Here is a 21,220-nt window from a genome sequence, read left to right on the forward strand (position 1 = left end):
GGGTATCCGGCACATTAGGAGGAGGGAATAGCATGTCATCTTCGTTCTGGAAGCCCACCCGCCGCAGCTTCCTGGCCGGTTCGGCCGCGCTCGGCGCTGCCGGTTTGGTCGGTTCGCGCCCGGCCTCGGCCGCCGTCGACTGGAAGCGCTTCGCCGGCACCACGCTGGAAGTGAACCTCGTCAAAAGTCCGCGCGGCGATACGATCATCAAGTATCTGGCCGAGTTCGAGGCGCTGACCGGCATCAAGGTCAATGCCGAAGCGACCCCGGAACAGCAGCAGCGCCAGAAAGCGACGATCGAGCTCTCGTCCGGCAAGCCGAGCTTCGACGTCATCCACCTGAGCTACCACGTCCAGAAGCGCCAGTTCGAAAAGGGCGGCTGGCTTGCCGATATCAGCGGCTTCCTGAAGGATCCGACGCTCACTGACCCGTCGCTGAGCGAAAGCGATTTCGCCGAAGCCGGCCTCACCTTTGCCAAGGACAAGGACGGCAAGCTGCGCTCCCTGCCCTTCTCGGTCGACTACTGGATCGTCTACTGGAACAAGGAACTCTTCGAGAAGAAGGGCCTCGCCTATCCGAAGACCTTCGATGAAATGGCAGCGGCAGCGGAAGCGCTGACCGACAAGACCACCAATACCTACGGCTTCGTCGCCCGCGGCCTGAAGAACGCCAACGTTCCGGTGTGGACGGCGCTGATGCTCGGCTACGGCGCGACGGCGCTTGGGCCTGACGGCAAGCTGCGCACGACCTCTGACGAGGCCGTCGAAGCCGCCAAGCTTTACCAGCGCCTGATGACCAAGTCGGCCCCGGCCGGCATCTCCGGCTTCAACTGGGCGGAAGCCCAGTCTGCCTTCCTGCAGGGCAAGGTCGGCATGTGGCTGGATGGCGTCGGATTTGCTCCGCCGCTCGAAGACCCGCAGAAGTCCCGTGTCGTCGGCAAGGTCGGTTACGGCGTCATGCCGAAGGGACCGAAGGCGCAGGCGGCCGCCACCTTCGGCGATGGCATCGGCGTCACCGCCGGCAGCCAGAAGAAGGAAGCCGCCTATCTGTTCTGCCAGTGGGTCATCTCGAAGGAGATGGGCGCACGCCTGCTGCAGGCCGGCGCCGGCGTTCCCTTCCGCCAGTCGATCCTTGCCGATGCGGAAGTCCGCAAGGGCGTCACCATGCCCAGCGCATGGGTGGATGCGGTCGCCGCTTCCGGCAAGGTGTCGCAGCTTGCGCTGCCGGTCATCATCCCGGTCACGGAATTCCGCGACATCTACGGCGTCGGTCTCACCAACATGATCGGCGGTGCCGACCCGGCGACGGAGCTCAAGACGGCAACGGCGCAGTTCGAACCGGTCCTTGCCAAGAGCGAGGGATAATGGCCTCCGTGAGCATCGAAACAGCACGGACGGAAACCGGTAACAAGAGGAGCAAGCCGAGCAGGCTTGCTCCCAACTACTGGCCTTTCGTCGTTCCCGCCCTCATCGTCATCGGCGCGGTCATCGTCTTCCCGTGGGTTTTCACCCTGTGGATGAGCGTGAACAGCTGGACGCTGGGACAGGAGCAGACCTTCTCCGGGCTGGACAACTACATCCGGCTGGCGACCGATTTCCGCTTCTGGGAATCGCTCTGGCACACGCTGATCTTCACGGTGCTGGCGGTCGTGGCACCGCTGTTTCTCGGCACGCTCGCAGCACTTATCTTCGATGCTCAATTTCCGGGGAGAGGTTTCCTTCGCGGCGTCTTCGTCATGCCGATGATGGCGACCCCGGTCGCCATCGCACTCGTCTGGACCATGATGTACCATCCCCAGCTTGGCGTCCTCAACTATCTGCTGTCGCTGGTCGGCATCGGCCCGCAGGAATGGATCTATAACCGCTACAGCGTCATTCCCTCGCTGGTCCTCGTCGAGACTTGGCAATGGACGCCGCTGATCATGCTGATCGTGCTCGGCGGCCTCGCCGCACTTCCCCGCGAACCCTATGAGAGCGCAGAGATCGACGGCGCCAACGCCTGGCAGAAATTCCGCTACCTGACGCTTCCGATGATCGCGCCCTTTCTGATGATCGGCGTCATCATCCGCTCGATCGACGCAATCAAGAGCTTCGACATCATCTACGCGATGACGCAAGGGGGGCCGGGCACGGCTTCCGAGACGATCAATATCTACCTCTACAACACCGCCTTCGCCTATTACGACATCGGCTACGGCTCGGCGATGGCGGTCGTCTTCTTCGTGATCATCGTCGCGCTTTCTTTCCTGCTGATGATGGTCCGCGCGCGGACGAACTGGTCGGACATGGAGACGCGCTGATGGAACACGCCCTCACCAAACGCCCCCTCATCAGACGCAAGACGCTCGATCGCATCGGCCTCCTGTTCGCGGCCCTCGTCATGGTGTCGCCGGTCGTGCTGTTCTTCCTCTGGATGATCTCGCTGTCGCTCAAGTACGAGATCGACAACGGTGCCTATCCACCGATCCTCATCCCAGAAAACTTCGCCTGGTCGAATTATGTGCAGGTGTTCCGCGAGAACAATTTCTTCCTGTATTTCTGGAATTCCGTGCTGGTGACGGGGGCCGCGACGCTGCTGGCGCTCATCATCGGCGTGCCGGCGGGATACGGCATCGCACGGTTGAAGGCGGACAAGGCAGCGATGGTCATCATGATCGCCCGCATGACGCCCGGCCTTTCCTTTCTCATTCCGCTCTTCCTGCTCTTCCAATGGCTGAACCTGCTCGGCACGCTCTGGCCGCAGATCATCATCCACCTGGTCGTCACCGTGCCGATCGTCGTGTGGATCATGATCGGTTATTTCGAGACGACACCGATGGAACTCGAGGAGGCTGCCAGCATCGACGGCGCGACGCCCTGGCAGGTGTTCCGCCTCGTGGCTCTGCCGATCGCCAAGCCCGGCATCGTCGTCGCCTTCATCCTGGCGCTCATCTTCTCTTGGAACAACTTCGTCTTCGGCATCGTGCTTGCAAGCCGCACCACGCGAACGCTGCCCGTGGCCGTCTACAACATGCTCTCCTTCGAACAGGTCAGCTGGGGACCGCTCGCCGCGGCCGCGCTGATCGTTACCCTCCCCGTGTTGGTACTCACCCTGTTCGCCCAGAAGCAGATCGTCGCAGGCCTGACGGCCGGCGCGGTCAAGGGCGGCTGAGCAGGCTCACAAACAGGATCGAATTTCATGGCAACCGTCACCCTTCACAACATCCAGAAGCGCTTCGGCGCGGTCAACGTCATCCAGGACCTCAGCGTCGATATCGCCGACGGGGAGTTCGTGGTTCTCGTCGGCCCGTCGGGCTGCGGCAAGTCCACGCTGCTGCGCATGGTCGCCGGCCTCGAAGAGGTCAGCGGCGGCGAGATCCGCATCGGCGCCCGCGAGGTTAGCAACCTGCCGGCCCGCGACCGCGACATTGCCATGGTGTTCCAGAATTACGCGCTCTATCCGCATATGACAGTGGAGGACAACATGGGCTTCGCGCTGAAGCTCAAGCGTGCGAACCCCGCCGATACCGCAGAGCGTGTGAAGAAGGCGGCCGCGATCCTCGGCCTGGAAAACCTGCTTCAACGCTACCCTCGCCAGCTTTCCGGCGGCCAGCGCCAGCGCGTCGCCATGGGCCGGGCGATCGTCCGCAATCCCCAGGTGTTTCTCTTCGACGAACCCCTCTCGAACCTCGACGCGAAACTGCGCGTGGTGATGCGCAGCGAGATCAAGGCCATGCACCAGCGCATCGGCACGACGACGATCTACGTGACGCACGACCAGATCGAAGCCATGACCATGGCAGACAAGATCGTCGTATTGCATGACGGCAATATCGAGCAGGTCGGCGCTCCGCTGGAACTCTACGACCGGCCAGCCAACCTCTTCGTTGCCGGCTTCATCGGCTCGCCGGCCATGAACTTTTTGGACGGCAAGATCGAAGAAGGCGTTTTCCGCACCGAAAAGGGAATGATCCTGCCGCTTCCGGCCGAAGTCTCGCCGGCCAAGGCGGGCGGCCGCCCGCTCGTCTACGGCATCCGGCCCGAGCACATCCGCGCCAGCGACCAGGGCATCCAGGGCCGCGCGGCGATCGTCGAAGGCACCGGCTCGGAAATCTTTGCCAAGCTCGATTGCGGCGGCGAGCAGCTCTCCTGCCTTTTCCGCGAGCGCATCGATGTCAGGTTCGGCGACACGGTCGGTATCTCGATCGACGCGAAGCAGGTTCACCTCTTCGACAAGGTGACGGGCCACAGGCTCTGAGCGAGAGCTGGCGGCGTCTATCCATTTGCGCAAGCGCAAAGACAGCAGCTTCTTTCTTCTCAATCTGGGGGCATGAAAGCAGATGCCACAATTCCCCGCCACTACGGCAATCTCCAGGACTTCTTAGCCCTTCTGGAAAGCAGGGGGCGGCTGAAGCGGATTTCGCAGCCCGTTTCGCTGATACATGAGATCACCGAGATCCATCGACGTGTCCTTGTGGAGCAAGGGCCGGCGCTGCTCTTCGAAAAGCCGGTCGATGCCCGCGGCAATACCCTGGCAATCCCGCTCGTCGCCAACCTGTTCGGAACCCGCGAGAGAATAGAGTGGGGCCTTGGGCTCGGAGCCGGCGGCATAACGGGGCTTGCCGATTTCCTGAGCGAGTTGCGCGAGCCGCGACCACCGAGATCGATGCTCGAAGCATGGCGAAAACTTCCGCAGCTGAGGGCGGCGCTCTCGCTGAACCCCCGCTCGGTCTCGCACCCGTCGTGTCAGGAGATCGTCTGGCAAGGCGCCGATATCGATCTCGACCGGCTGCCGATCCAGTCCTGCTGGCCCGGCGAGCCCGCCCCCCTCGTGACCTGGCCGCTGGCGATCACCCAGGCGCCGGACGATCCGGCGGATGTCAATGTCGGCGTCTACCGGATGCAGAAGCTCGGTAAGGACCGGCTGATCATCCGCTGGCTCGCTCATCGTGGAGGCGCAAGGCACCACAGGATGTGGCAGGCGCTCGGCCGGGACATGCCGGTGGCGGTGGTTGTCGGCGCCGACCCGGCGACAATCCTCGCGGCCGTCATGCCGCTGCCGGACAAAATGAGCGAACTGAATTTTGCCGGCGTCCTGAAAGGCAGGCGTCAGGCGGTTGCGCCCGCGTTTTCCGTACCGCTCCCCGTTCCCGCGGAGGCCGAGATCGTCCTCGAGGGCACGATTTCCGCTACGGAGATGGCGGACGAGGGACCTTATGGCGATCACACCGGCTATTACAACGCCGTCGAGAGCTTCCCGGTGCTTTCCCTTTCGGCGATCACGATGCGCCGCAATCCGGTTTATCTCTCCACCTATACCGGACGACCGCCGGATGAGCCGTCCAGGCTGGGCGAAGCCATGAACGAGATCTTCATCCCGCTGGTCAGGCGCCAGTTCCCGGAGATCAGGGATCTTTGGCTGCCACCGGAGGCCTGTTCCTATCGAACCATGGTGGTGTCGATCGACAAACGTTATCCCGGCCATGCCCGACGGATCATGATGGGCCTCTGGTCCATGCTGCCGCAGTTCAGCTACACCAAGCTGATCATCGTGGTCGATCCCGACATCGATGTCCGCAGCTGGCCGGATATCATGTGGGCGATTTCCACCCGTTTCGATGCCGGCCGCGACCTCATGGTCGTCGACAACACGCCGATCGACTACCTCGACTTCGCCTCTCCGCGGCCGGGCCTCGGCGGCAAGCTTGGGCTGGATGCCACGACCAAGATCGGTTCCGAGACGACTCGGGAATGGGGCCGGGTTCTCGAAATGTCCCCCGAAATCATCAAGAAGGTCGACCGGATATGGGCATCGCTCGGCCTCGACCAGGCCTTGCCATGACAAATCATTTGCGGAGCGCCGAGCCGCAAAAGCTATCCGCCGGCCAATGATGCCGACGCCAGTACAATCCTGAAACCATCATCGACCCCCGAAATCATCATCGACGAGGAGTACATCATGACCGAAATTGTTCCAGACACGACAGTCGCAGCGATCGCCACGGAACTGCCGGGAGCCGCTGAGCTCTTCCGCCGTCACGGCATCAGCTTCTGCTGCGGCGGCGACATACCGCTCTCCATGGCCGCCGAACAGGCGGGTCTCGCGCCGGCCGCGCTGATCGCCGATCTCAAGGCCCTCCAACAGGCATCGGGACGGGATGCGCCGCAGGAAACACTGGCATTGATCTCGCACATTCTCACAAGATATCACGCCGCCCATCGCGAGGAACTGGGTTGGCTCATTCCACTCGCTCAGAAAGTCGAGCGGGTGCACGGTAACCATCCTTCCGCCCCGATCGGCCTTTCCGGGACATTGGCACAGCTCCGCGATGAACTGGAAAGCCATATGATCAAGGAGGAGCAGGTGCTCTTTCCGATGATGCAGCACGGCGGCAGCCGAATGATTGCCCATCCGATCGCCGAAATGCGAAACGAACATGAAGACGAAGCGCAGCATCTGCAGACGATCGAGCACGTGACGCGCGGCCTCGCCCTGCCCGAAGGTGCCTGCAGATCCTGGACGGCGCTCTATACGGGGCTGCGCAAATTCACCGACGATCTTGTCGTCCATATGCATCTCGAAAACGAAGTGCTGTTTCCAAGATTTCAATCGGTGTCGTAGAAGGTGGAGAAAGCGGCAAACCTTGCCGCAACACTGTCGATCTGAGGAAGAGCGATGCATATCGAACGCGACCCGAACGGCGACTTCATCCTGGAATCCGGTGAGATTGCCGGTCGGTTCGGGCTGTCTCGCGACGATTTCCGGCAGAGAATCCGCCAGGGTCTCGTCACAAGCACGGTCGAGCGTGGCGAAGCCGAGGATCTCGGAACGTCCCGCCTCAGCGTTCGTCTCGGAAACCGTGTCTGGCGCGCCGTCCTCAACAACGAAGGCGAGGTTCAGAACGAGGCCGTGACCTTCGTCCGTGGAAGAGGCCGATCCGGCGGATCCTGACGCCGATCGCGGGCCTTTCAAAGAACCATCGTTCCTCTTTGCGCTGGCTCAAGCACGGTCGCTCCCGCAACCGATAGCCTGTGCCTGCATTTCAGCAGGACGCATGAACATGGAATTTCCCCGCGCACTCGCCATCCCCTTGGCCTACATGCCGCTTGCCGCGATCGAGCGGGCGACAGGACTGCTGTTTCAGCGCCTCCTGAAAGAACATCCCGACCTGTTCGAGCGGCTGGGCGAGTACAAGGCGAAACGCTTTGCTTTTCTTCCGAGCGACCTGCCTCTCGCCTTCATCGTGGAGCCGGCCGGGCCTTCCATCCGCGTCACGCGGAAACCGGCGACGCAGGACCTCGCCGATGCCTCCGTCGAAGGGCCGCTCTTCCTGCTGCTTGCCCTGCTCGAAGGCCGCTGCGATGCCGACGCGCTGTTCTTCTCCCGCGATCTCTCCGTCACCGGCGACATGGAAGCCATGCTTGCGATGCGCAATGCGCTCGATGGCGCCGACATCGATCTGCCGCGCGACCTGTCGAGGCTTGCCGGCCCTCTTGCGCCCCTCTTCGGAAAGATGGGCCGGGATATCCGCCGCCGCGCACTGAACGACGAAACTTCCCAATGGAACTGATCTGCCCCGCCGGAACGCCGGCGGCCTTTCGCGAAGCCGTCGATGCAGGAGCCGACGCCGTCTATTGCGGCTTCCGCGACGAAACCAATGCCCGCAATTTTCCCGGCCTCAATTTCAGCCGCGAGGAATTGCGCGAGGCGATCGGCTATGCCCGCCGGCATGGCACGCAGACCTTCGTCGCCCTCAACACCTTCATGCGCGCCGGAGACGAGGAGATCTGGTACCGCGCCGCCGCCGATGCCGTTGCTCTTGGGGTCGATGCGCTGATCCTTGCCGATTTCGGGCTTATGGCACATGTGGCCGAACGTTATCCCGAGCAGCGGCTGCATGTCTCGGTGCAGGCCTCCGCCTCGAACGTTGACGCGATCAACTTCCTCGTCGAGGCCTTCCATGCCAAGCGGGTCGTGCTGCCGCGAACGCTCACCATCGCCGACATCGCCCGCATCGCGCCGCAGATCCGCTGCGAGATCGAAGTCTTCGTCTTCGGTGGGCTCTGCGTCATGGCCGAGGGCCGCTGTTCGCTCTCCTCCTATGCGACGGGCAAGTCGCCCAACATGAACGGAGTCTGCTCGCCGGCAAGCCATGTGCGTTATCGCCAGGAGGGCACGGAACTGGTGTCCGAACTCGGCGATTACACGATCAACCGCTTCCCAGCCGGTGAGGCGGCCGGTTACCCCACCCTGTGCAAGGGTCGTTTCGATATCGCCGACAGCCCCGCCTATGCATTTGAAGACCCGGTTTCCCTGGATGTCATGGGCGAGATCGAGGCGCTTTCGGCAGCGGGCGTCAGCGCCCTGAAGATCGAAGGCCGCCAGCGCGGCAAGGCCTATGTCGCCGAGGTGGTCTCGACCCTGAAAAAGGCCCTGTCGGCCGGACCGGAGCAACGAACGGCGCTGCTGATGCGCCTGCGTGGCCTGAGCGAAGGCCAGAAGACCACGTCGGGCGCCTATGAGAAGCGCTGGAGATGAACATGCACCGCACCGCTTCGCCCTCCCTGACGATGGGGCCCGTCTATTATCTCTGGGACGGCCCCAAATGGCGCGATTTCCATTTTCGCATCGCCGATGAGGCGCCGGTAGAACGTGTTGTGATCGGCGAAACCGTCTGTTCCAAGCGGCAGCATTTCATCGAACCCCATATCGCCGAGGTGATCGAGAGGCTGGAAGCTGCAGGCAAGACGGTGGTCCTCTCGACGCTGTCGCTCGTCACCCTGGAGCGCGAGAGCCGGCAGATCCGGGATCTCGTCGCCGACAGCGAACATATGATCGAAGCCAACGACCTCTCCGCCCTCGGACTGCTGAACGGCAAGCCCCACAGCATCGGCCCCCTGGTCAACGTCTACAACGCGCCGACGGCCAGGCTGCTCGCCGGCCGGGGAGCGACCAACATCTGCCTGCCGCCGGAATTGCCCTTCACGTCGGTCGAGAAGATCGTCGCCGGCGCGCCCGCAATCGCATTCGAGGTCTTCGCCTTCGGCCGCATGCCGCTCGCCATCTCGGCGCGATGCGCTCATGCGAGATCCAAGGGCAAGATCAAGGACAATTGCCAGTTCGTCTGCGGCGAAGATCCGGACGGCCTGCCGGTGAAGACCCTTGACCGGCAATCCTTCCTCGCGCTCAACGGGGTGCAGACCGTGTCCCACACCTGCCAGGCCCTGCTGGGCGAGCTCGCCGGCCTCGCCGCATGCGGTATCTCGGCGATCCGCTTGTCGCCGCAGGACTGCGACATGGTGGCGGTCGCAAAGCTCTACCGCGCCGTGCTCGATAACGCATTGGACGCGGACGAGGCGATCATGCTGCTGCGCGAGATCTATCCCACCGCCGCCTTGTCGAACGGTTTTCACCATGCCCGCGAAGGTGCAGCATGGGTCGCGCGTGCCCGCGACACGGCTCATGGTCGAGTGTGAGCGGTTGCCTCGCGAGGCGATCAGGCGCCAAGAAACAGAAGCGGATCCGCGCCCACCAAAACCGCATGTCCTCCGCCGAGAAGCCAGACGAGCAACGCTGCCGCGCAAAGCGCAGCGGCAGCCATCGGCACGTCTACTGTAATTAGAGACTTACCATTTATCGCCGCTGCGAACGGAATGACGGAAGTCTGCGACGAGGCCGCCGGCCAGGCTGGCCCCAGCGATCGGCGTGCCCTCTTTTCGAGCATGAACACGCCGGCGGCGGAAAAGGCGGCGAAGCCGCCAAACAGAAGCAACGAACGCAAATCGCCGTTCGGAGGAACGTGCCCGGCCGACCAGCAGAGAAAACCCCAGAGAACCGGATGGCGCGTGACGGACACGATCGCATCCGGCTCGCCTCCCTTGCGGAAGGAAATCGAGAAGGGATTGCGGCTGAACAGACCGGCAAGGACCAGGAAGAGCCCGATCGGCGATAGCACGAAGGCAGGCCAGGCCTGCCACGGCCTCGGTTGCCAGATTTCCACGTAATCGAGGCTCAGAGCGGACAGGAAGAGCCAGGCCAGGGCCGCGGTGGAAACGACGGAATAGGCGGCGATATAGCCTCCATGCCCCATCCACCCGATCAGCGAGCCGCGGATCCTCGGGACTGCGGGCAAGGAATGCAGGGCGATGAAGGCCACGAAAGCCAGCAGAAACTGCGTCATGGCACGGCCGCTACTGTTGCCAGAAGAGAACGCCTGCAATCGCCACGGAAAAGACGACCGCCGCCAGCGAGCTGTAGCCCTGCAGGACACCCATCCGTTTCAGGGCGATGGCGAATATGACAATGATCGGGGCGGCCATCAGAAGGCCGACTTGTGCATCAGACATGGCAAATCCTTGGTTTGCCGTCATCCTAACCTCTCTATCTGCCGTTTCTTTGCGATATGACAAAGAGCCGGATCTGTATTGCCTCCATTTTCCGCGGCGGAAGAATACCGGAGGTTTCGGAATGGCGGCGATCTCGACCAGCGAAGAGAGGGATGAAGGTGGCGACCTTCTTCTCTGGGTGCTCGTCTGGGGCGAGCTTGCGGCTTTCGGTATCCTGCTGACCGGCTATGTCGTCATGTCCATGCTGCATCCGGAAAGTTTTGCGCTCGCAAAGCTCCATCTCGCGCCACGGCTGGCAGGGTTCAACACGGTCGTGCTGCTGGCGAGCAGCTGGCAAGCGGCGCTTGCCGCCAGATCCCAGGGAAAACCTCGCCTGCAGCGCCTGTTCCTGCTCGGCGCGGCATTTTTGGGCTTCCTCTTCGTCGCCCTCAAATTCGCCGAATACAGTTCCGAATGGACGGCGGCAGGGGACGAGAACCTGCAGACTTTTTTCGAACTCTACTTCCTCATCACCGGCTTCCACCTCGCCCATGTCGCGTTCGTGGCCGTCCTCTTCGTATTGGCGGCGATCAGGCTGGAGCGGTCGACGATCGTCACGCTGACGACCATCTGGCACGTCATCGACATCGTCTGGCTGGTGATGTTCCCCCTGATCTATCTGAGCTAGGAGGCCGGAATGGACGATTCGAAACTCTTCGGCAGCGCCAACTGGATCATGATGCTCGGCATCGTCGGCGCATTGATCGCCGCGCAATGGAAGCATGAGGTGATACCGGCGGCGGCACTTGCCGTCGTCCTCGTCATGACCATCGCCAAGATACGGCTCATCGTGCTCGACTTCATGGACCTGCGGGGGATGCGGCCCAACCTGGCTCGCGCGCTGATGATCTGGCCGATCTTCTTCTCTGCCCTGTCGCTGGGCAAGGTCGTACTGGCCACCCTTCTCTAGGGCCACGCCCGCCGGCGCAAGGAAAGCAGATGCTTACCTTGCGAAAAAATAGCGGACTTCGCGGGCAACGTTTTTTTGTTTGGTAAATCGCAAAGAACGCTTCCGGAAAGCCGCTCATAGAAGCTTCACGGGTCATCGTCCGCGTTTGCGAATGTGGCCCCGCAGCAACCCGCAGGCATCCGCACAAAGGGGACATGAGGATGGCAGAACGCCTCACAAAGACCGGGGCACGTAACGTCTTTTACGGCGGCTCCGCGTTCTTCTTCGTAATCTTTCTCGGGCTTACCGCCCACAGTCACTACTACATGCGAACCACGTCCACGGACGAAGCCACGCTCTCGGATTCCGTCGGGCGAGGCAAACACGTCTGGGAAAAGAACGCCTGTATCAACTGCCATACGATACTCGGGGAAGGCGCCTATTTCGCTCCCGAGGTCGGCAATGTGTGGAAACGCTGGGGCGGCGATACCGATCCGGACACAGCCCGCGCGACGCTGAAGGCCTGGATGGCCGCGCAACCGAGCGGCATCGAAGGCAGGCGGCAGATGCCACAGTTCAACCTGACGGAACGGGAACTCGAAGATCTGGCCAACTTCCTCGAATGGACGAGCAGGATCAAGACCCAGAACTGGCCGCCGAACGATGCCGGCTGATCTCACGGGAAGGGAAAAACACATGAAATATCAAACCCAGAAGGTCGCGATGCTGTATTTTTACGGCGCGCTCGGCCTGTTCATCGCCCAGGTTCTGTTCGGCGTTCTGGCGGGAACGATCTACGTCCTGCCGAACACGCTTTCGGAACTGCTGCCCTTCAACATCGTGCGGATGGTCCACACCAACGCGCTCATCGTCTGGCTGCTGATGGGCTTCATGGGCTCGACCTACTACCTGCTGCCCGAGGAGGCCGAAACGGAGCTGTTCAGCACCAGGATCGCGGTTGCCCAGTTCTGGCTTTTCCTCGTCGCGGCGGCGATCGCCGTGGTCGGTTATCTGTTCCACTATCATGAAGGCCGCGAATTTCTGGAACAGCCGTTCCTCATCAAGGTCGGCATCGTCATCGTCGCTCTGATGTTCCTGTTCAACATCACGCTCACGGTGCTCAAGGGCCGCAAGACGGTCGTCACCAACATCCTGATCTTCGGCTTGTGGGGTGTTGCGATCTTCTTCCTGTTCGCCTTCTACAACCCGGTCAACCTGGCGCTCGACAAGATGTACTGGTGGTATGTCGTCCATCTCTGGGTCGAGGGCGTCTGGGAACTGATCATGGCCTCGGTGCTGGCCTTCCTGATGATCAAGCTGAACGGCATCGACCGCGAAGTGGTCGAAAAATGGCTCTACGTGATCGTCGGTCTTGCCCTCTTCTCCGGCATTCTCGGCACCGGCCACCATTTCTACTGGATCGGCGCCCCCGGCTATTGGCAGTGGATCGGCTCGCTCTTCTCGACGCTGGAAGTGGCGCCCTTCTTCACCATGGTCGTCTTCACTTTCGTGATGACCTGGAAGGCCGGGCGCAAGCATCCGAACCGTGCCGCACTTCTCTGGTCGATCGGCTGCTCGGTGATGGCCTTTTTCGGCGCGGGCGTCTGGGGCTTCCTGCACACGTTGTCGTCGGTCAACTATTATACCCACGGCACCCAGCTCACCGCAGCCCATGGCCATCTCGCCTTCTTCGGCGCCTACGTCATGCTGAACCTTGCCGTCATGGCATATGCCGTACCGGAACTTCGGGGCCGCAGCCCTTATAACCAGAGGCTTTCGATGGTCAGCTTCTGGATCATGTGCACGGCGATGTCGGTGATGACCTTCGCGCTGACCTTCGCCGGCATCCTTCAGGTGCATCTGCAGCGCGTCCTTGGCGAGAGCTTCATGGATGTCCAGGACCAGCTGGCGATCTTCTATTGGGTCCGGCTCGGATCGGGCGTCTTCGTGCTCATCTCGGCGCTGATGTTCCTCTGGGCCCTGTTCGTCCCGGGCCGCGAACGGCGACCCGCCGGGACGCCAAGCATCCAGCCGGCCGAATGATGCAGCGCGGCTCCGTCTTCCACCGACGGAGCCGTGTTCCTCCATCCCTCCAAAGATCAGGACATTCCGATGACCATGATTTCCACGATAAAGCCGGCCCAGGCCGGACCAATCCCGCACTACATTCCGGCAGGCAACGAATGCGAGCTGTTCGAAACGGCGTGGAGGCGGCAGCTTCCGCTTCTCCTGAAAGGTCCGACCGGATGCGGAAAGACTCGCTTCGTTTGCCACATGGCCGAGCGTCTCGGACTGCCGCTTGCGACCGTTTCCTGCCATGACGATCTGGCTGCCGCCGATCTGACCGGCCGGTTCCTCCTCAAGGGCGGCGAGACCATCTGGGTGGACGGCCCCCTGACGAAGTCGGTGCGCGGCGGCGGCATCTGCTATCTCGACGAAATCGTCGAAGCGCGGAAGGATGTCGCCGTCGTCATCCACCCCTTGACCGACGATCGCCGCATCCTGCCGCTCGAAAGAACCGGTGAGGTGCTGGAGGCGCCGCCGGAGTTCATGCTGGTCGTCTCCTACAACCCCGGCTACCAGAACATCCTCAAGGCATTGAAACCTTCGACCAAGCAGCGTTTCGTCGCCATCGAGTTCGACTTCCTTCCCCGGGAGCAGGAAGTGGCCATCGTCGCGGCCGAAAGCGGCCTCTCCGAACGGCACGTCGTGCCGCTGGTAAACCTTGCCCATCGCCTGCGCGCACTGAAGGGACACGACCTGGAGGAGGGCGTTTCGACGCGCCTGCTCGTCTACTGCGCCACGCTGATCGAAAGCGGGCTTGATCCGCGCCGTGCAATACGGGCTGCCATGATCGAGCCGCTGACCGACGATCCGGACGTGCGTGCGGCGTTGATCGAAGTGGCGAATGCCGTGGTTGCCTGAGGTGCTATGATGCTGGACTTTCTCGAGCTGGAAGAAACCGTCGGCAAGGCCTGGCACCGCCTGGTCGGCCAGACACGAAGCCTGCCGCGTTATCCCGAACAGGCGGTGACGTTGGACGAGATGAAACCCGTCCTCGCATCCTGCTTCCGCGGGTTCGGGGGCGATCACGCAATCCAGCTCGTGGCGGCCCACCAGCGCACGTCGAAACATCGCCTGAAGCTTCGCCAGCTTGTGGGGCTCGGCGAGGAGCGGATTGCCCGCTCCGGCCGGGATTTCGCCCGCGCAATGCTGCCTGATGTCATCGACTTCTTTCCGGACCGCAGCCTGAACCGGGCATTGTACGTCTGGTTGACGGCGGCAATCGCTACATTGCCCGAGACCCGGCCAGCCTCGCCGGATCCCCTCGCACGGGATCTCGAGCGGCTGCATATGGCAATCTCCAATGTGGACGACACGCTTGCCGCATTTCCCGGCCTGCGTCCGGTCTATCGAAATTTATGTCAGGTAACGCTTACCGAGCGTCGCCGCGGCAGGCTTCCCTCGGTGGAACGGCTGCTGGAAAGCAGGATCATCAGCCTGCTGCGGGCAGGCGCCGGCCTGCCGGACGACACGCCGAGCGCGATCTTCCCGCGTCATGCCCCACCCGGCTACCAGCCGATGATGGACGTGCCGCTCTGGCCGGAATTCTTGTCCCATGAGGAAAGCCGTTCTTCGGCGGAGGACTCGGAAACCCCGCTCGGCGATCCGCAGGGTCCGACTGGCAAGAGAAGATTCAGCGCGCAGCGCGAGCGGGAAGACGAGAAGCGCTCCGAACGGAGCCCGTTCATCCTCAACCGCTTCGAGAAAATCCTGGCGATGACGGAAATGGTCAATGTCGACCGGCCGACCGACGACAAACCCGAGGAGGATGGCAAAGCCGCCGAGGATCTCGACGAAATGGTCCTCGGGCGCCGCAAGGAACGCCCCTCCTCGCGTTTCCACTTCGATCTCGACCTTCCGCCGGAAATGGTCGACCTGAAGGAAATCGCCGCCGAGCTGACCTATCCAGAATGGGACTATCGAAAGGCCACCTATCTGAAGAACCATTGCCGGGTCCTTGCCGTCCCGACCTCGACCAGCGGCGACCGCCTCGAGATATCGGAGGATACGAAGGCGCTGGCGAGGAAAGTGCGCAAGCAGTTCGAGATCCTGCGGCCGCGCCAGGAAATGCTCAAATCGCAACTGGACGGCGTGGAGCTCGATCTTGATGCCGTCGTCCGGCGCCGGACCGATCTTTTGGCTGGAGGCCAGGCAACCGACCGTATCCACGTGGCAAGCCGGCAGCGGACGCCCGATCTTGCGGTCACCATTCTCGTCGACGTGTCCCTTTCGACCGACGCCTGGATCGACAACCGGCGGGTTCTGGATGTCGAGAAGGAAGCGCTTCTCGTCCTCTCGCAGGGCCTGACCGCCTGCAGCACCGATCACTCGATCCTCACCTTCACCTCCCGGCGCCGCTCCTGGGTAAGGGTCGAGACCGTGAAAGGCTTCGACGAGCGGCTTTCTCCGGTTGTCGAGGATCGGATCGCCGGCCTGAAACCCGGATATTACACCCGCCTCGGAGCCGCCCTGCGGCACGCCACCACGGACCTCGCAAAACGCCCTAACCGGACCCGGCTGCTTCTCGTGCTGACCGACGGCAAGCCCAACGACATCGACCACTACGAGGGGCGTTTCGCGATGGAAGACAGCCGCCGCGCCGTGCAGGAAGCAAGGCGCCTTGGCGTCAACGTCTTCGCCGTGACGGTGGACAAGGATGCGAAATCCTATCTGCCGACGATGTTCGGCCGCAACGGTTATGCGGTTGTCGGAGATATTTCAAAGCTTCCGGCGGCTCTGCCCGCCATCTATCGCGGCCTGACGGGATAGGGGAGCCCGGCCGCATGGAGGTCCGGCTCGGCGGATTGCCGGACCTCCATTTCCCGCCCTGAACCCTATGCCGCCTTGCTGAACGACCTGCCGCTCTTGTTCAGATAGGCATCGAACGCCGAGGCTGCGGCTCTAACGATGAACCGGTGATCCTCCGAGACGCGGATGATGCCGTTCCGGTGCTCGATCAGGCCGTCTCGTTCCAGCTCATCGAGCCGATCGTTGCCCCGCAGCAGAAGCTCGGCATCGAAGCCATGCGCTGCCGCAACGGCCGCGACATCCACCGCAAAGTCGCACATCAGCCTCTCGATCACATCGCCGCGCAGACGGTCCTCCGGTGTGAGGCGGTAGCCCTTGGCGACCGGCAATTCGCCTTTCGACACCCGGGTCGCATAAAGGCCCGGCGGAACCTCGTTCTGGATATACCCTTGCGGCAACCGGCCGATCGACGAGGCCCCGAGCCCGATCAGGGCGTCGCAGGCATCCGTCGTGTACCCTTGGAAATTCCGGCGCAGCCGGCCTTCGGTCTGCGCAAGCGAGAGTTCGTCGCTTGGCAGCGCGAAATGGTCGAGACCGATCCTGACATATCCTGCCGCCACCAGGGCCTCTGATATCGCGGATGCCTGAAGCGCGCGTTCCCGCGCGTCGGGAAGTGCCGCCTCGTCGATCAGGCGCTGGTGCTTCTTGAAGCTCGGGATATGGGCATAACCGAAGACGGCTAGGCGGTCCGGGCGCATGGTGACAGCCGCTTCGACCGTCTCGACGCAGGATTCGACCGTCTGAAACGGCAGCCCATAGATGAGGTCGAAGTTGATCGCGTTGATGTCGTTACGGCGAAGATACTCGACCGCATCCATCGTCGTCTCGACGCTCTGGACGCGGTTGATCGCCTTCTGGACCTTCGGATCGAAGCTCTGGACACCAAGGCTTGCGCGGGTGACGCCCGACTGGCCGAGCGCAACTGCCATCTCCCTGGTCAAGGTTCGCGGATCGATTTCGACCGCGGCATTGACGGCGCTCGCAAAACCGAGGCGGTTGCGAAAAGCATCCATCAGCGCGATGAATTCCTCCGGCCTGATGATGGTCGGCGTGCCGCCGCCGAAGTGGATTTCCCCGACGCTGAAGCCGTCGTCCCTGGCGGACGCCAGAAGCTCGATCTCCCGGTGAAGTATCTCGATATAGTCGAGAATGGGCCTGTCGCGCTCGGTGATCGTCGTGTGGCAGCCGCAATACCAGCACATCGACCGACAGAAGGGGATGTGGATGTAGAGCGAGGTGGGTTGTCCCTCCGGCAACGCCTTCAGCCAGGCCGGATAGTCGAGGCCATCGAGATCCGGGCTGAAATTCGGAGCCGTCGGATAGCTCGTGTAGCGCGGCAGCCGTGCATCGCCATATTTCTCGATTATCGCTGCGGACATGTCGGGCTCCTTTCAGTTTTCTTCAAAGAGCATTAGCTGCCCGCCGCCGGCCTCTCTTTGTGCAAAATCAACGACAGGGTCGTCTTTCTGTAAAATATTTGTCCCGACGCAAATTCCGTCGATCGCGCCGCTGCTAACTCATCAAGGCGGCCGGGATCGGCCAGGCCGCTGCACCAGCTCGAAAGGCCCAGAACAAGCCATGTCGGATATTGAAATCCCCTCCATCGATGTCAGGACTCTCGCTCCCGCCGAACGTCACCCGAAGATTTTTGGCGTGCTGACGTCCCTCATCCCCGGCGGCGTCATGCATGTCACCAGCGACCATGATCCGCGACCGCTGCACTACCAGATCGAGAGCCGGTATCCGGAAGAGTTCGACTGGCAATATCTCCAACAGGGTCCGGATGTCTGGCGCGTCGAAATCCAGCGGGCGCAAAGCTCCGGCTGCGACTGCTGCTGCGGTCATTGAAAGACGAAAGCCATGCCCGGCGCCACTCTCTCTCCCTGGACGATGTCCTATTTCGCGACGGCGCTGGTCTGCCTGGTCGCCGGGCTGGCCTTGACGATATCGGGGTTCGGATATCCATCTTCTCCCATCGACGACCCGGCCTCGCTGGTGATCGTTCACCTGATTGCGATCGGCTGGCTCGGTCTCCTGTTTGCCGGATCACTGCTTCAGTTCGTGCCGGTGATCGCCTCGCGACAGTTGCAATCCCCCCATCTCGCCCTGCCCGCCTTGCTGCTGACCATGATCGGGCTCCTCCTGCTGCTCGGCGGGTTCCTGGGGCTGGCCGATATCGTGCCCTTCTGGACATGGATGCTGCCGGCCGGAGGCCTCCTTCTGACACTGGCCTTCGCGGGCCTCTGCTGGATGGTCGCAGGCACGCTCGTGGCAGCGAGGCCGTACTCGCTGCCGGCAAAGTTCGTCGCGCTCGGCTGCGTGCCACTGATCGCCACGGCGCTGGTCGGGCTGTTGTTTGCCCTTTCCCTCTCCGGCCTTACCGATGATCCGCATCTCGTCGGGCTGCTGCTCTCGGCCGGACCGGCGCACGCCTATCTAGGCCTGTTCGGATGGATGACCATCACCGCGATCGGCGTCAGCTATCGCCTCCTGACGATGTTCCTGCTGTCGCCCGAAAGGACGCACGGGACAAGCCGGACGATCGGCTGGCTGTTGGCCGCCGCTCTCGTGGCCGCCGGCTGTGGCATTTTCTCCGACGGAGCCGGCTTGCCTGCGGACTGGCCGCTTCACCTGGCGATAGCGCTCTCGGGACTTGCCGCTCTTCTCTACGCAATCGATATCCACTCGATCTTCCGCGAGCGGAAACGGAAGTCCGTGGAACTGAACGTGATGGCGAGCCTGGTGGCGATCGGCATGCTGCTCTCCTGCTTCGTTCTTCTCGCCGCCTCGATCCTGATCGGCAACCCGGCCGGGATGGTGATGCCAGTCGCCTATCTCTTCATATTCGGATGGTTGACCGGGCTCGGCCTCGGGCAGCTCTACAAGATCGTGGCATTCATGACATGGCTGCAGTTTTACGGCCCCGTTCTTGGCCGCACAGCCGTCCCGCGCGTCCAGGACCTCGTCAACGAGCGGCGGGCTTCCTTGTGGTTCGGGCTCTATTTCACCGCGACGGCAACGGCGACCGCGGTCCTGATCCTCGACATGCCGGACATGTTCAGGGCGGCTACATTCGCTCAGCTCACGGCTGTCTGCGCTCTCGCCTTCGAGTTCATCCAGGCCCGCCGCCTCGCCATGGTCCCGGCCGCGACCCGGCTGCCATCGGCCGTCGCCGCACGGCGGCTCATCTTACCAAGCTTCAACGGGAGGTCACGATGACCCAGGAATTCAAGGAACTCGATGTCAGGCCGATCCTGAAGAACGGCGGCGAGCCGTTCGAAGCGATCATGACGGCGGTCGGGACGCTGCAGCCCGGTCAGGGACTGAAGCTGTTTGCGCCCTTCAAGCCGCAACCGCTCTATCGCGTCATGGATGCCAAGGGCTTCGATCACGCCGTCGTCGAACTCGACGGCGGGGATTTCGAGGTGCGCTTCACGCCGCGCCGGCAAGAAGCGGTCGCGCTCTCCGAAAACGCGGTCTCGCCCGAACTCTGGGCGGAACCGTCCGTGCAGCTCGACCTTTCCGACCTTGATCCGCCGGAACCGATGCAGCGAATTCTCGGCGCGGCCGAAGCGCTCAACCCGGGCGAGGTGATCTTCGCGGTGCTGGCACGCGAGCCCGTCTTCCTGTTCCCGGAACTGACGCGCCGGGGCCATCAATGGGTGGGCAATTTCGATCGGGACGGCAGCGCATACCGCATCATGATCCGCATCGGCAAAGGGGTTGCCGATGCCTGACACGTCCGGGCAGGCCAACCTGATCGAACAGGTCAGGCAACAGCTCTCCATGGTCATCGATCCGGAGATGGGACGCAGCGTCGTGGACATGGGCCTGATCTACCGCATCGAGGCGGATCAGGCCGGCGACATGCACATATCGATGACGACCACGACGAAAGGCTGCCCCGCCTCGACCTTTCTGAAGGAAGCCATCCGGGCCAGTGCCGCATCGGTCGCCGGCGTGAAGAGCGTCGAGGTGGAGCTGACCTACGACCCGCCGTGGAACCCTTCGATGATGACGCCATGAAGCTTCTAACGCTGATCAGGCGCTGGAGAGAGACACGGCACCACGATAGGGCGCCGCTCGTTTCGCATGTGGGAAATGTCCGGGACAAGCGCCATGCGGTCTACGAAATGGTAGCATCCGGCGCTGCGGACGATCCGGCCTTGTTCATCATCGAGGAAATCGAGCGCCTGAGCGAGTCGATCACCCGGGAGATCTGAGGCATCTCGCCGGGTTGTCCGGCGCCCGTTTCAGAAACGCCTATCCCGCTCCGCTATCCCTTCGTGCTTTCGGCCAGCGCCAGCAGGCCTTCGGCATCCTTCACCAGCAGCTTCTGGCGCCCGCCTTCGACCAGGCCTTTCGCCTCCCATGCGCTCATGATCCGCGAGACGGTATGCAGCGTCGTGCCGGTCATCTCGGCTATGTCCTGCCGGGAGATTGGGAAGTCGATCCGCACCGCGTCACCTTCCTTGCGGCCCGCGTGCTTGGCGAGCCTCAGAACCGCATGGGCGACCCGCTGCTCGACCTCCTGCGTCGACATTTCGCGGATGCGGGCATGGGCTTCTTCCAGGCGCTGCCCGATCGTCTGCATCGCGGTGACCGCAAGCCGGGGATTTCGATCGACGAACTGGGGCCAGAGTTCCGTCGGCCAGCAAAGCGCGATGCTTTCCGCAACGGCCATCGCCGTGCCGGGATAGTCCGTGCGTTGAAGCGCCTTGGCAAAACCAAAGAGATCGCCCGGGTGGACGACCCGCACGATGATCTGCTGACCGTCTTCGGTGACCTGCGTGACTTTCAGCCTGCCGTGCAGAAGCAGATAGAAATGCATCGCGACCGCGCCCTGTTCGAAGACGGCTTCGCCGACCGGCACCCGACGGGATGTCGCGTGAGCAAGAAGCGCTTCCGTATCGGTATCCTCCATCCTTTCGAACAGGGGAAAACTTCTCACGAGGCTCTTATCGATCTTCAACGGCCTATGCTCCGCTAGGGTCAGCGCGAACCTAGCACAGCCCGCGGCGAGATCGAAGATGCGCTATTGCCGCGCCGGCAGCAAACATTCCCGCGTCTGCTTGCGACGCCGCAATGAAGGGGG

General features: G+C 62.5%; 25 protein-coding genes. 21 read left to right on the top strand and 4 right to left on the bottom strand.

What is annotated here, in order from left to right:
- The first annotated feature begins 32 nt into the window (after nt 1–32).
- From ACSQ3G_RS16760 to ubiV, 10 genes are all read left to right on the top strand, one after another.
- Nucleotides 33–1,364 (top strand): ABC transporter substrate-binding protein, encoded by a 1,332-nt coding sequence (locus tag ACSQ3G_RS16760; RefSeq protein WP_046666286.1) that lies wholly within the window; start codon nt 33–35, stop codon nt 1,362–1,364.
- On the top strand, nt 1,364–2,299 hold the full coding sequence (locus ACSQ3G_RS16765) for a carbohydrate ABC transporter permease (RefSeq protein ID WP_436110838.1): 936 nt from the start codon (nt 1,364–1,366) through the stop codon (nt 2,297–2,299). The genes ACSQ3G_RS16760 and ACSQ3G_RS16765 overlap by 1 nt, the downstream gene beginning before the upstream one ends.
- Before the next feature lie 29 nt (nt 2,300–2,328).
- Nucleotides 2,329–3,150 carry a carbohydrate ABC transporter permease gene (locus tag ACSQ3G_RS16770; RefSeq protein ID WP_046634738.1) on the top strand — a complete coding sequence of 274 codons (822 nt, stop codon included), beginning with the start codon at nt 2,329–2,331 and terminating at the stop codon, nt 3,148–3,150.
- A gap of 27 nt (nt 3,151–3,177) precedes the next feature.
- The gene (locus tag ACSQ3G_RS16775) at nt 3,178–4,236 is read left to right on the top strand and encodes an ABC transporter ATP-binding protein (RefSeq protein WP_436110839.1); all 1,059 of its coding nucleotides are present in this window, start codon (nt 3,178–3,180) and stop codon (nt 4,234–4,236) included.
- A gap of 72 nt (nt 4,237–4,308) precedes the next feature.
- Nucleotides 4,309–5,820 carry a UbiD family decarboxylase gene (locus ACSQ3G_RS16780; RefSeq protein WP_436110840.1) on the top strand — a complete coding sequence of 504 codons (1,512 nt, stop codon included), beginning with the start codon at nt 4,309–4,311 and terminating at the stop codon, nt 5,818–5,820.
- 117 nt (nt 5,821–5,937) lie between these two features.
- Nucleotides 5,938–6,600 (top strand): iron-sulfur cluster repair di-iron protein, encoded by a 663-nt coding sequence (ric, locus tag ACSQ3G_RS16785; protein ID WP_436110841.1) that lies wholly within the window; start codon nt 5,938–5,940, stop codon nt 6,598–6,600.
- Nucleotides 6,601–6,654: 54 nt separating this feature from the next.
- Nucleotides 6,655–6,930 (top strand): DUF6522 family protein, encoded by a 276-nt coding sequence (locus ACSQ3G_RS16790; protein ID WP_436110842.1) that lies wholly within the window; start codon nt 6,655–6,657, stop codon nt 6,928–6,930.
- Between the two features lie 109 nt (nt 6,931–7,039).
- Nucleotides 7,040–7,549 (top strand): ubiquinone anaerobic biosynthesis accessory factor UbiT, encoded by a 510-nt coding sequence (ubiT, locus tag ACSQ3G_RS16795; protein ID WP_436110843.1) that lies wholly within the window; start codon nt 7,040–7,042, stop codon nt 7,547–7,549.
- The gene (ubiU, locus tag ACSQ3G_RS16800; RefSeq protein ID WP_436110844.1) at nt 7,540–8,517 is read left to right on the top strand and encodes a ubiquinone anaerobic biosynthesis protein UbiU; all 978 of its coding nucleotides are present in this window, start codon (nt 7,540–7,542) and stop codon (nt 8,515–8,517) included. The genes ubiT and ubiU overlap by 10 nt, the downstream gene beginning before the upstream one ends.
- A 2-nt stretch (nt 8,518–8,519) precedes the next feature.
- Nucleotides 8,520–9,455 carry a ubiquinone anaerobic biosynthesis protein UbiV gene (gene ubiV / locus ACSQ3G_RS16805; protein WP_436110845.1) on the top strand — a complete coding sequence of 312 codons (936 nt, stop codon included), beginning with the start codon at nt 8,520–8,522 and terminating at the stop codon, nt 9,453–9,455.
- A gap of 20 nt (nt 9,456–9,475) precedes the next feature.
- On the opposite strand, the gene ACSQ3G_RS16810 is transcribed toward ubiV, so the two are convergent.
- Nucleotides 9,476–10,159, bottom strand: a complete 684-nt coding sequence (locus tag ACSQ3G_RS16810) for an NnrU family protein (protein ID WP_436110846.1) — start codon at nt 10,157–10,159, stop codon at nt 9,476–9,478.
- A gap of 10 nt (nt 10,160–10,169) precedes the next feature.
- Nucleotides 10,170–10,325: a hypothetical protein gene (locus ACSQ3G_RS16815; protein ID WP_167551678.1), complete on the bottom strand. Its 156-nt coding sequence runs from the start codon at nt 10,323–10,325 to the stop codon at nt 10,170–10,172.
- A 121-nt stretch (nt 10,326–10,446) separates the two neighbouring features.
- Between ACSQ3G_RS16815 and ACSQ3G_RS16820 the strand changes: the two genes are divergently transcribed.
- The 6 genes from ACSQ3G_RS16820 to ACSQ3G_RS16845 all read left to right on the top strand — a co-directional run bounded on the left by ACSQ3G_RS16820 (nt 10,447) and on the right by ACSQ3G_RS16845 (nt 16,086).
- A complete protein-coding gene (locus ACSQ3G_RS16820; protein ID WP_436110847.1) occupies nt 10,447–10,992 on the top strand; it encodes a cytochrome c oxidase subunit 3 in 546 nt (181 codons plus the stop codon).
- A 9-nt stretch (nt 10,993–11,001) separates the two neighbouring features.
- Nucleotides 11,002–11,274: a cytochrome C oxidase subunit IV family protein gene (locus ACSQ3G_RS16825; protein WP_436110848.1), complete on the top strand. Its 273-nt coding sequence runs from the start codon at nt 11,002–11,004 to the stop codon at nt 11,272–11,274.
- A gap of 200 nt (nt 11,275–11,474) precedes the next feature.
- Entirely contained in the window at nt 11,475–11,927 is a 453-nt protein-coding gene (locus ACSQ3G_RS16830; RefSeq protein ID WP_105426817.1) for a c-type cytochrome, read from the top strand.
- 22 nt (nt 11,928–11,949) lie between these two features.
- A complete protein-coding gene (locus tag ACSQ3G_RS16835; RefSeq protein WP_436110849.1) occupies nt 11,950–13,296 on the top strand; it encodes a cbb3-type cytochrome c oxidase subunit I in 1,347 nt (448 codons plus the stop codon).
- A 69-nt stretch (nt 13,297–13,365) separates the two neighbouring features.
- A complete protein-coding gene (locus ACSQ3G_RS16840; RefSeq protein WP_436110850.1) occupies nt 13,366–14,178 on the top strand; it encodes a CbbQ/NirQ/NorQ/GpvN family protein in 813 nt (270 codons plus the stop codon).
- Nucleotides 14,179–14,187: 9 nt separating this feature from the next.
- A complete protein-coding gene (locus ACSQ3G_RS16845) occupies nt 14,188–16,086 on the top strand; it encodes a nitric oxide reductase activation protein NorD (protein WP_436110851.1) in 1,899 nt (632 codons plus the stop codon).
- Nucleotides 16,087–16,151: 65 nt separating this feature from the next.
- Here ACSQ3G_RS16845 and hemN read toward each other — a convergent pair whose 3' ends face one another.
- Nucleotides 16,152–17,504 carry an oxygen-independent coproporphyrinogen III oxidase gene (gene hemN, locus ACSQ3G_RS16850; RefSeq protein WP_436110852.1) on the bottom strand — a complete coding sequence of 451 codons (1,353 nt, stop codon included), beginning with the start codon at nt 17,502–17,504 and terminating at the stop codon, nt 16,152–16,154.
- Between the two features lie 199 nt (nt 17,505–17,703).
- Between hemN and ACSQ3G_RS16855 the strand changes: the two genes are divergently transcribed.
- Genes ACSQ3G_RS16855 through ACSQ3G_RS16875 form a run of 5 tightly spaced genes read left to right on the top strand, consistent with a single transcriptional unit; the run spans nt 17,704 to nt 20,348 of the window.
- Nucleotides 17,704–17,973 carry a DUF2249 domain-containing protein gene (locus ACSQ3G_RS16855; RefSeq protein WP_436110853.1) on the top strand — a complete coding sequence of 90 codons (270 nt, stop codon included), beginning with the start codon at nt 17,704–17,706 and terminating at the stop codon, nt 17,971–17,973.
- Nucleotides 17,974–17,985: 12 nt separating this feature from the next.
- Nucleotides 17,986–19,344, top strand: a complete 1,359-nt coding sequence (locus tag ACSQ3G_RS16860) for a hypothetical protein (RefSeq protein ID WP_436110854.1) — start codon at nt 17,986–17,988, stop codon at nt 19,342–19,344.
- Nucleotides 19,341–19,862, top strand: coding sequence for a DUF2249 domain-containing protein (locus ACSQ3G_RS16865; RefSeq protein ID WP_436110855.1), 522 nt, complete (start codon nt 19,341–19,343; stop codon nt 19,860–19,862). The genes ACSQ3G_RS16860 and ACSQ3G_RS16865 overlap by 4 nt, the downstream gene beginning before the upstream one ends.
- The gene (locus ACSQ3G_RS16870) at nt 19,855–20,151 is read left to right on the top strand and encodes a metal-sulfur cluster assembly factor (protein ID WP_436110856.1); all 297 of its coding nucleotides are present in this window, start codon (nt 19,855–19,857) and stop codon (nt 20,149–20,151) included. Before ACSQ3G_RS16865 ends, ACSQ3G_RS16870 begins: the two co-directional genes overlap by 8 nt.
- The gene (locus ACSQ3G_RS16875; protein ID WP_436110857.1) at nt 20,148–20,348 is read left to right on the top strand and encodes a hypothetical protein; all 201 of its coding nucleotides are present in this window, start codon (nt 20,148–20,150) and stop codon (nt 20,346–20,348) included. Before ACSQ3G_RS16870 ends, ACSQ3G_RS16875 begins: the two co-directional genes overlap by 4 nt.
- A gap of 53 nt (nt 20,349–20,401) precedes the next feature.
- Here the strand turns inward: ACSQ3G_RS16875 and ACSQ3G_RS16880 are convergent, their stop codons facing one another.
- Entirely contained in the window at nt 20,402–21,097 is a 696-nt protein-coding gene (locus tag ACSQ3G_RS16880) for a Crp/Fnr family transcriptional regulator (RefSeq protein ID WP_436110858.1), read from the bottom strand.
- Between the last annotated feature and the right edge of the window lie 123 nt (nt 21,098–21,220).

Source organism: Neorhizobium tomejilense, from assembly GCF_964254135.1.
GTDB lineage: Bacteria > Pseudomonadota > Alphaproteobacteria > Rhizobiales > Rhizobiaceae > Neorhizobium > Neorhizobium tomejilense.

Bases quoted from the DNA above. Each gene is read 5' to 3' on its own strand.
- ACSQ3G_RS16760 (WP_046666286.1), top strand. From the start codon at position 33: ATGTCATCTTCGTTCTGGAAGCCCACCCGCCGCAGCTTCCTGGCCGGT.
- ACSQ3G_RS16765 (WP_436110838.1), top strand. From the start codon at position 1,364: ATGGCCTCCGTGAGCATCGAAACAGCACGGACGGAAACCGGTAACAAG.
- ACSQ3G_RS16775 (WP_436110839.1), top strand. From the start codon at position 3,178: ATGGCAACCGTCACCCTTCACAACATCCAGAAGCGCTTCGGCGCGGTC.
- ACSQ3G_RS16780 (WP_436110840.1), top strand. From the start codon at position 4,309: ATGAAAGCAGATGCCACAATTCCCCGCCACTACGGCAATCTCCAGGAC.
- ric (WP_436110841.1), top strand. From the start codon at position 5,938: ATGACCGAAATTGTTCCAGACACGACAGTCGCAGCGATCGCCACGGAA.
- ACSQ3G_RS16790 (WP_436110842.1), top strand. From the start codon at position 6,655: ATGCATATCGAACGCGACCCGAACGGCGACTTCATCCTGGAATCCGGT.
- ubiT (WP_436110843.1), top strand. From the start codon at position 7,040: ATGGAATTTCCCCGCGCACTCGCCATCCCCTTGGCCTACATGCCGCTT.
- ubiU (WP_436110844.1), top strand. From the start codon at position 7,540: ATGGAACTGATCTGCCCCGCCGGAACGCCGGCGGCCTTTCGCGAAGCC.
- ubiV (WP_436110845.1), top strand. From the start codon at position 8,520: ATGCACCGCACCGCTTCGCCCTCCCTGACGATGGGGCCCGTCTATTAT.
- ACSQ3G_RS16810 (WP_436110846.1), bottom strand. From the start codon at position 10,159: ATGACGCAGTTTCTGCTGGCTTTCGTGGCCTTCATCGCCCTGCATTCC.
- ACSQ3G_RS16815 (WP_167551678.1), bottom strand. From the start codon at position 10,325: ATGTCTGATGCACAAGTCGGCCTTCTGATGGCCGCCCCGATCATTGTC.
- ACSQ3G_RS16820 (WP_436110847.1), top strand. From the start codon at position 10,447: ATGGCGGCGATCTCGACCAGCGAAGAGAGGGATGAAGGTGGCGACCTT.
- ACSQ3G_RS16825 (WP_436110848.1), top strand. From the start codon at position 11,002: ATGGACGATTCGAAACTCTTCGGCAGCGCCAACTGGATCATGATGCTC.
- ACSQ3G_RS16830 (WP_105426817.1), top strand. From the start codon at position 11,475: ATGGCAGAACGCCTCACAAAGACCGGGGCACGTAACGTCTTTTACGGC.
- ACSQ3G_RS16835 (WP_436110849.1), top strand. From the start codon at position 11,950: ATGAAATATCAAACCCAGAAGGTCGCGATGCTGTATTTTTACGGCGCG.
- ACSQ3G_RS16840 (WP_436110850.1), top strand. From the start codon at position 13,366: ATGACCATGATTTCCACGATAAAGCCGGCCCAGGCCGGACCAATCCCG.
- ACSQ3G_RS16845 (WP_436110851.1), top strand. From the start codon at position 14,188: ATGCTGGACTTTCTCGAGCTGGAAGAAACCGTCGGCAAGGCCTGGCAC.
- hemN (WP_436110852.1), bottom strand. From the start codon at position 17,504: ATGTCCGCAGCGATAATCGAGAAATATGGCGATGCACGGCTGCCGCGC.
- ACSQ3G_RS16855 (WP_436110853.1), top strand. From the start codon at position 17,704: ATGTCGGATATTGAAATCCCCTCCATCGATGTCAGGACTCTCGCTCCC.
- ACSQ3G_RS16860 (WP_436110854.1), top strand. From the start codon at position 17,986: ATGCCCGGCGCCACTCTCTCTCCCTGGACGATGTCCTATTTCGCGACG.
- ACSQ3G_RS16865 (WP_436110855.1), top strand. From the start codon at position 19,341: ATGACCCAGGAATTCAAGGAACTCGATGTCAGGCCGATCCTGAAGAAC.
- ACSQ3G_RS16870 (WP_436110856.1), top strand. From the start codon at position 19,855: ATGCCTGACACGTCCGGGCAGGCCAACCTGATCGAACAGGTCAGGCAA.
- ACSQ3G_RS16875 (WP_436110857.1), top strand. From the start codon at position 20,148: ATGAAGCTTCTAACGCTGATCAGGCGCTGGAGAGAGACACGGCACCAC.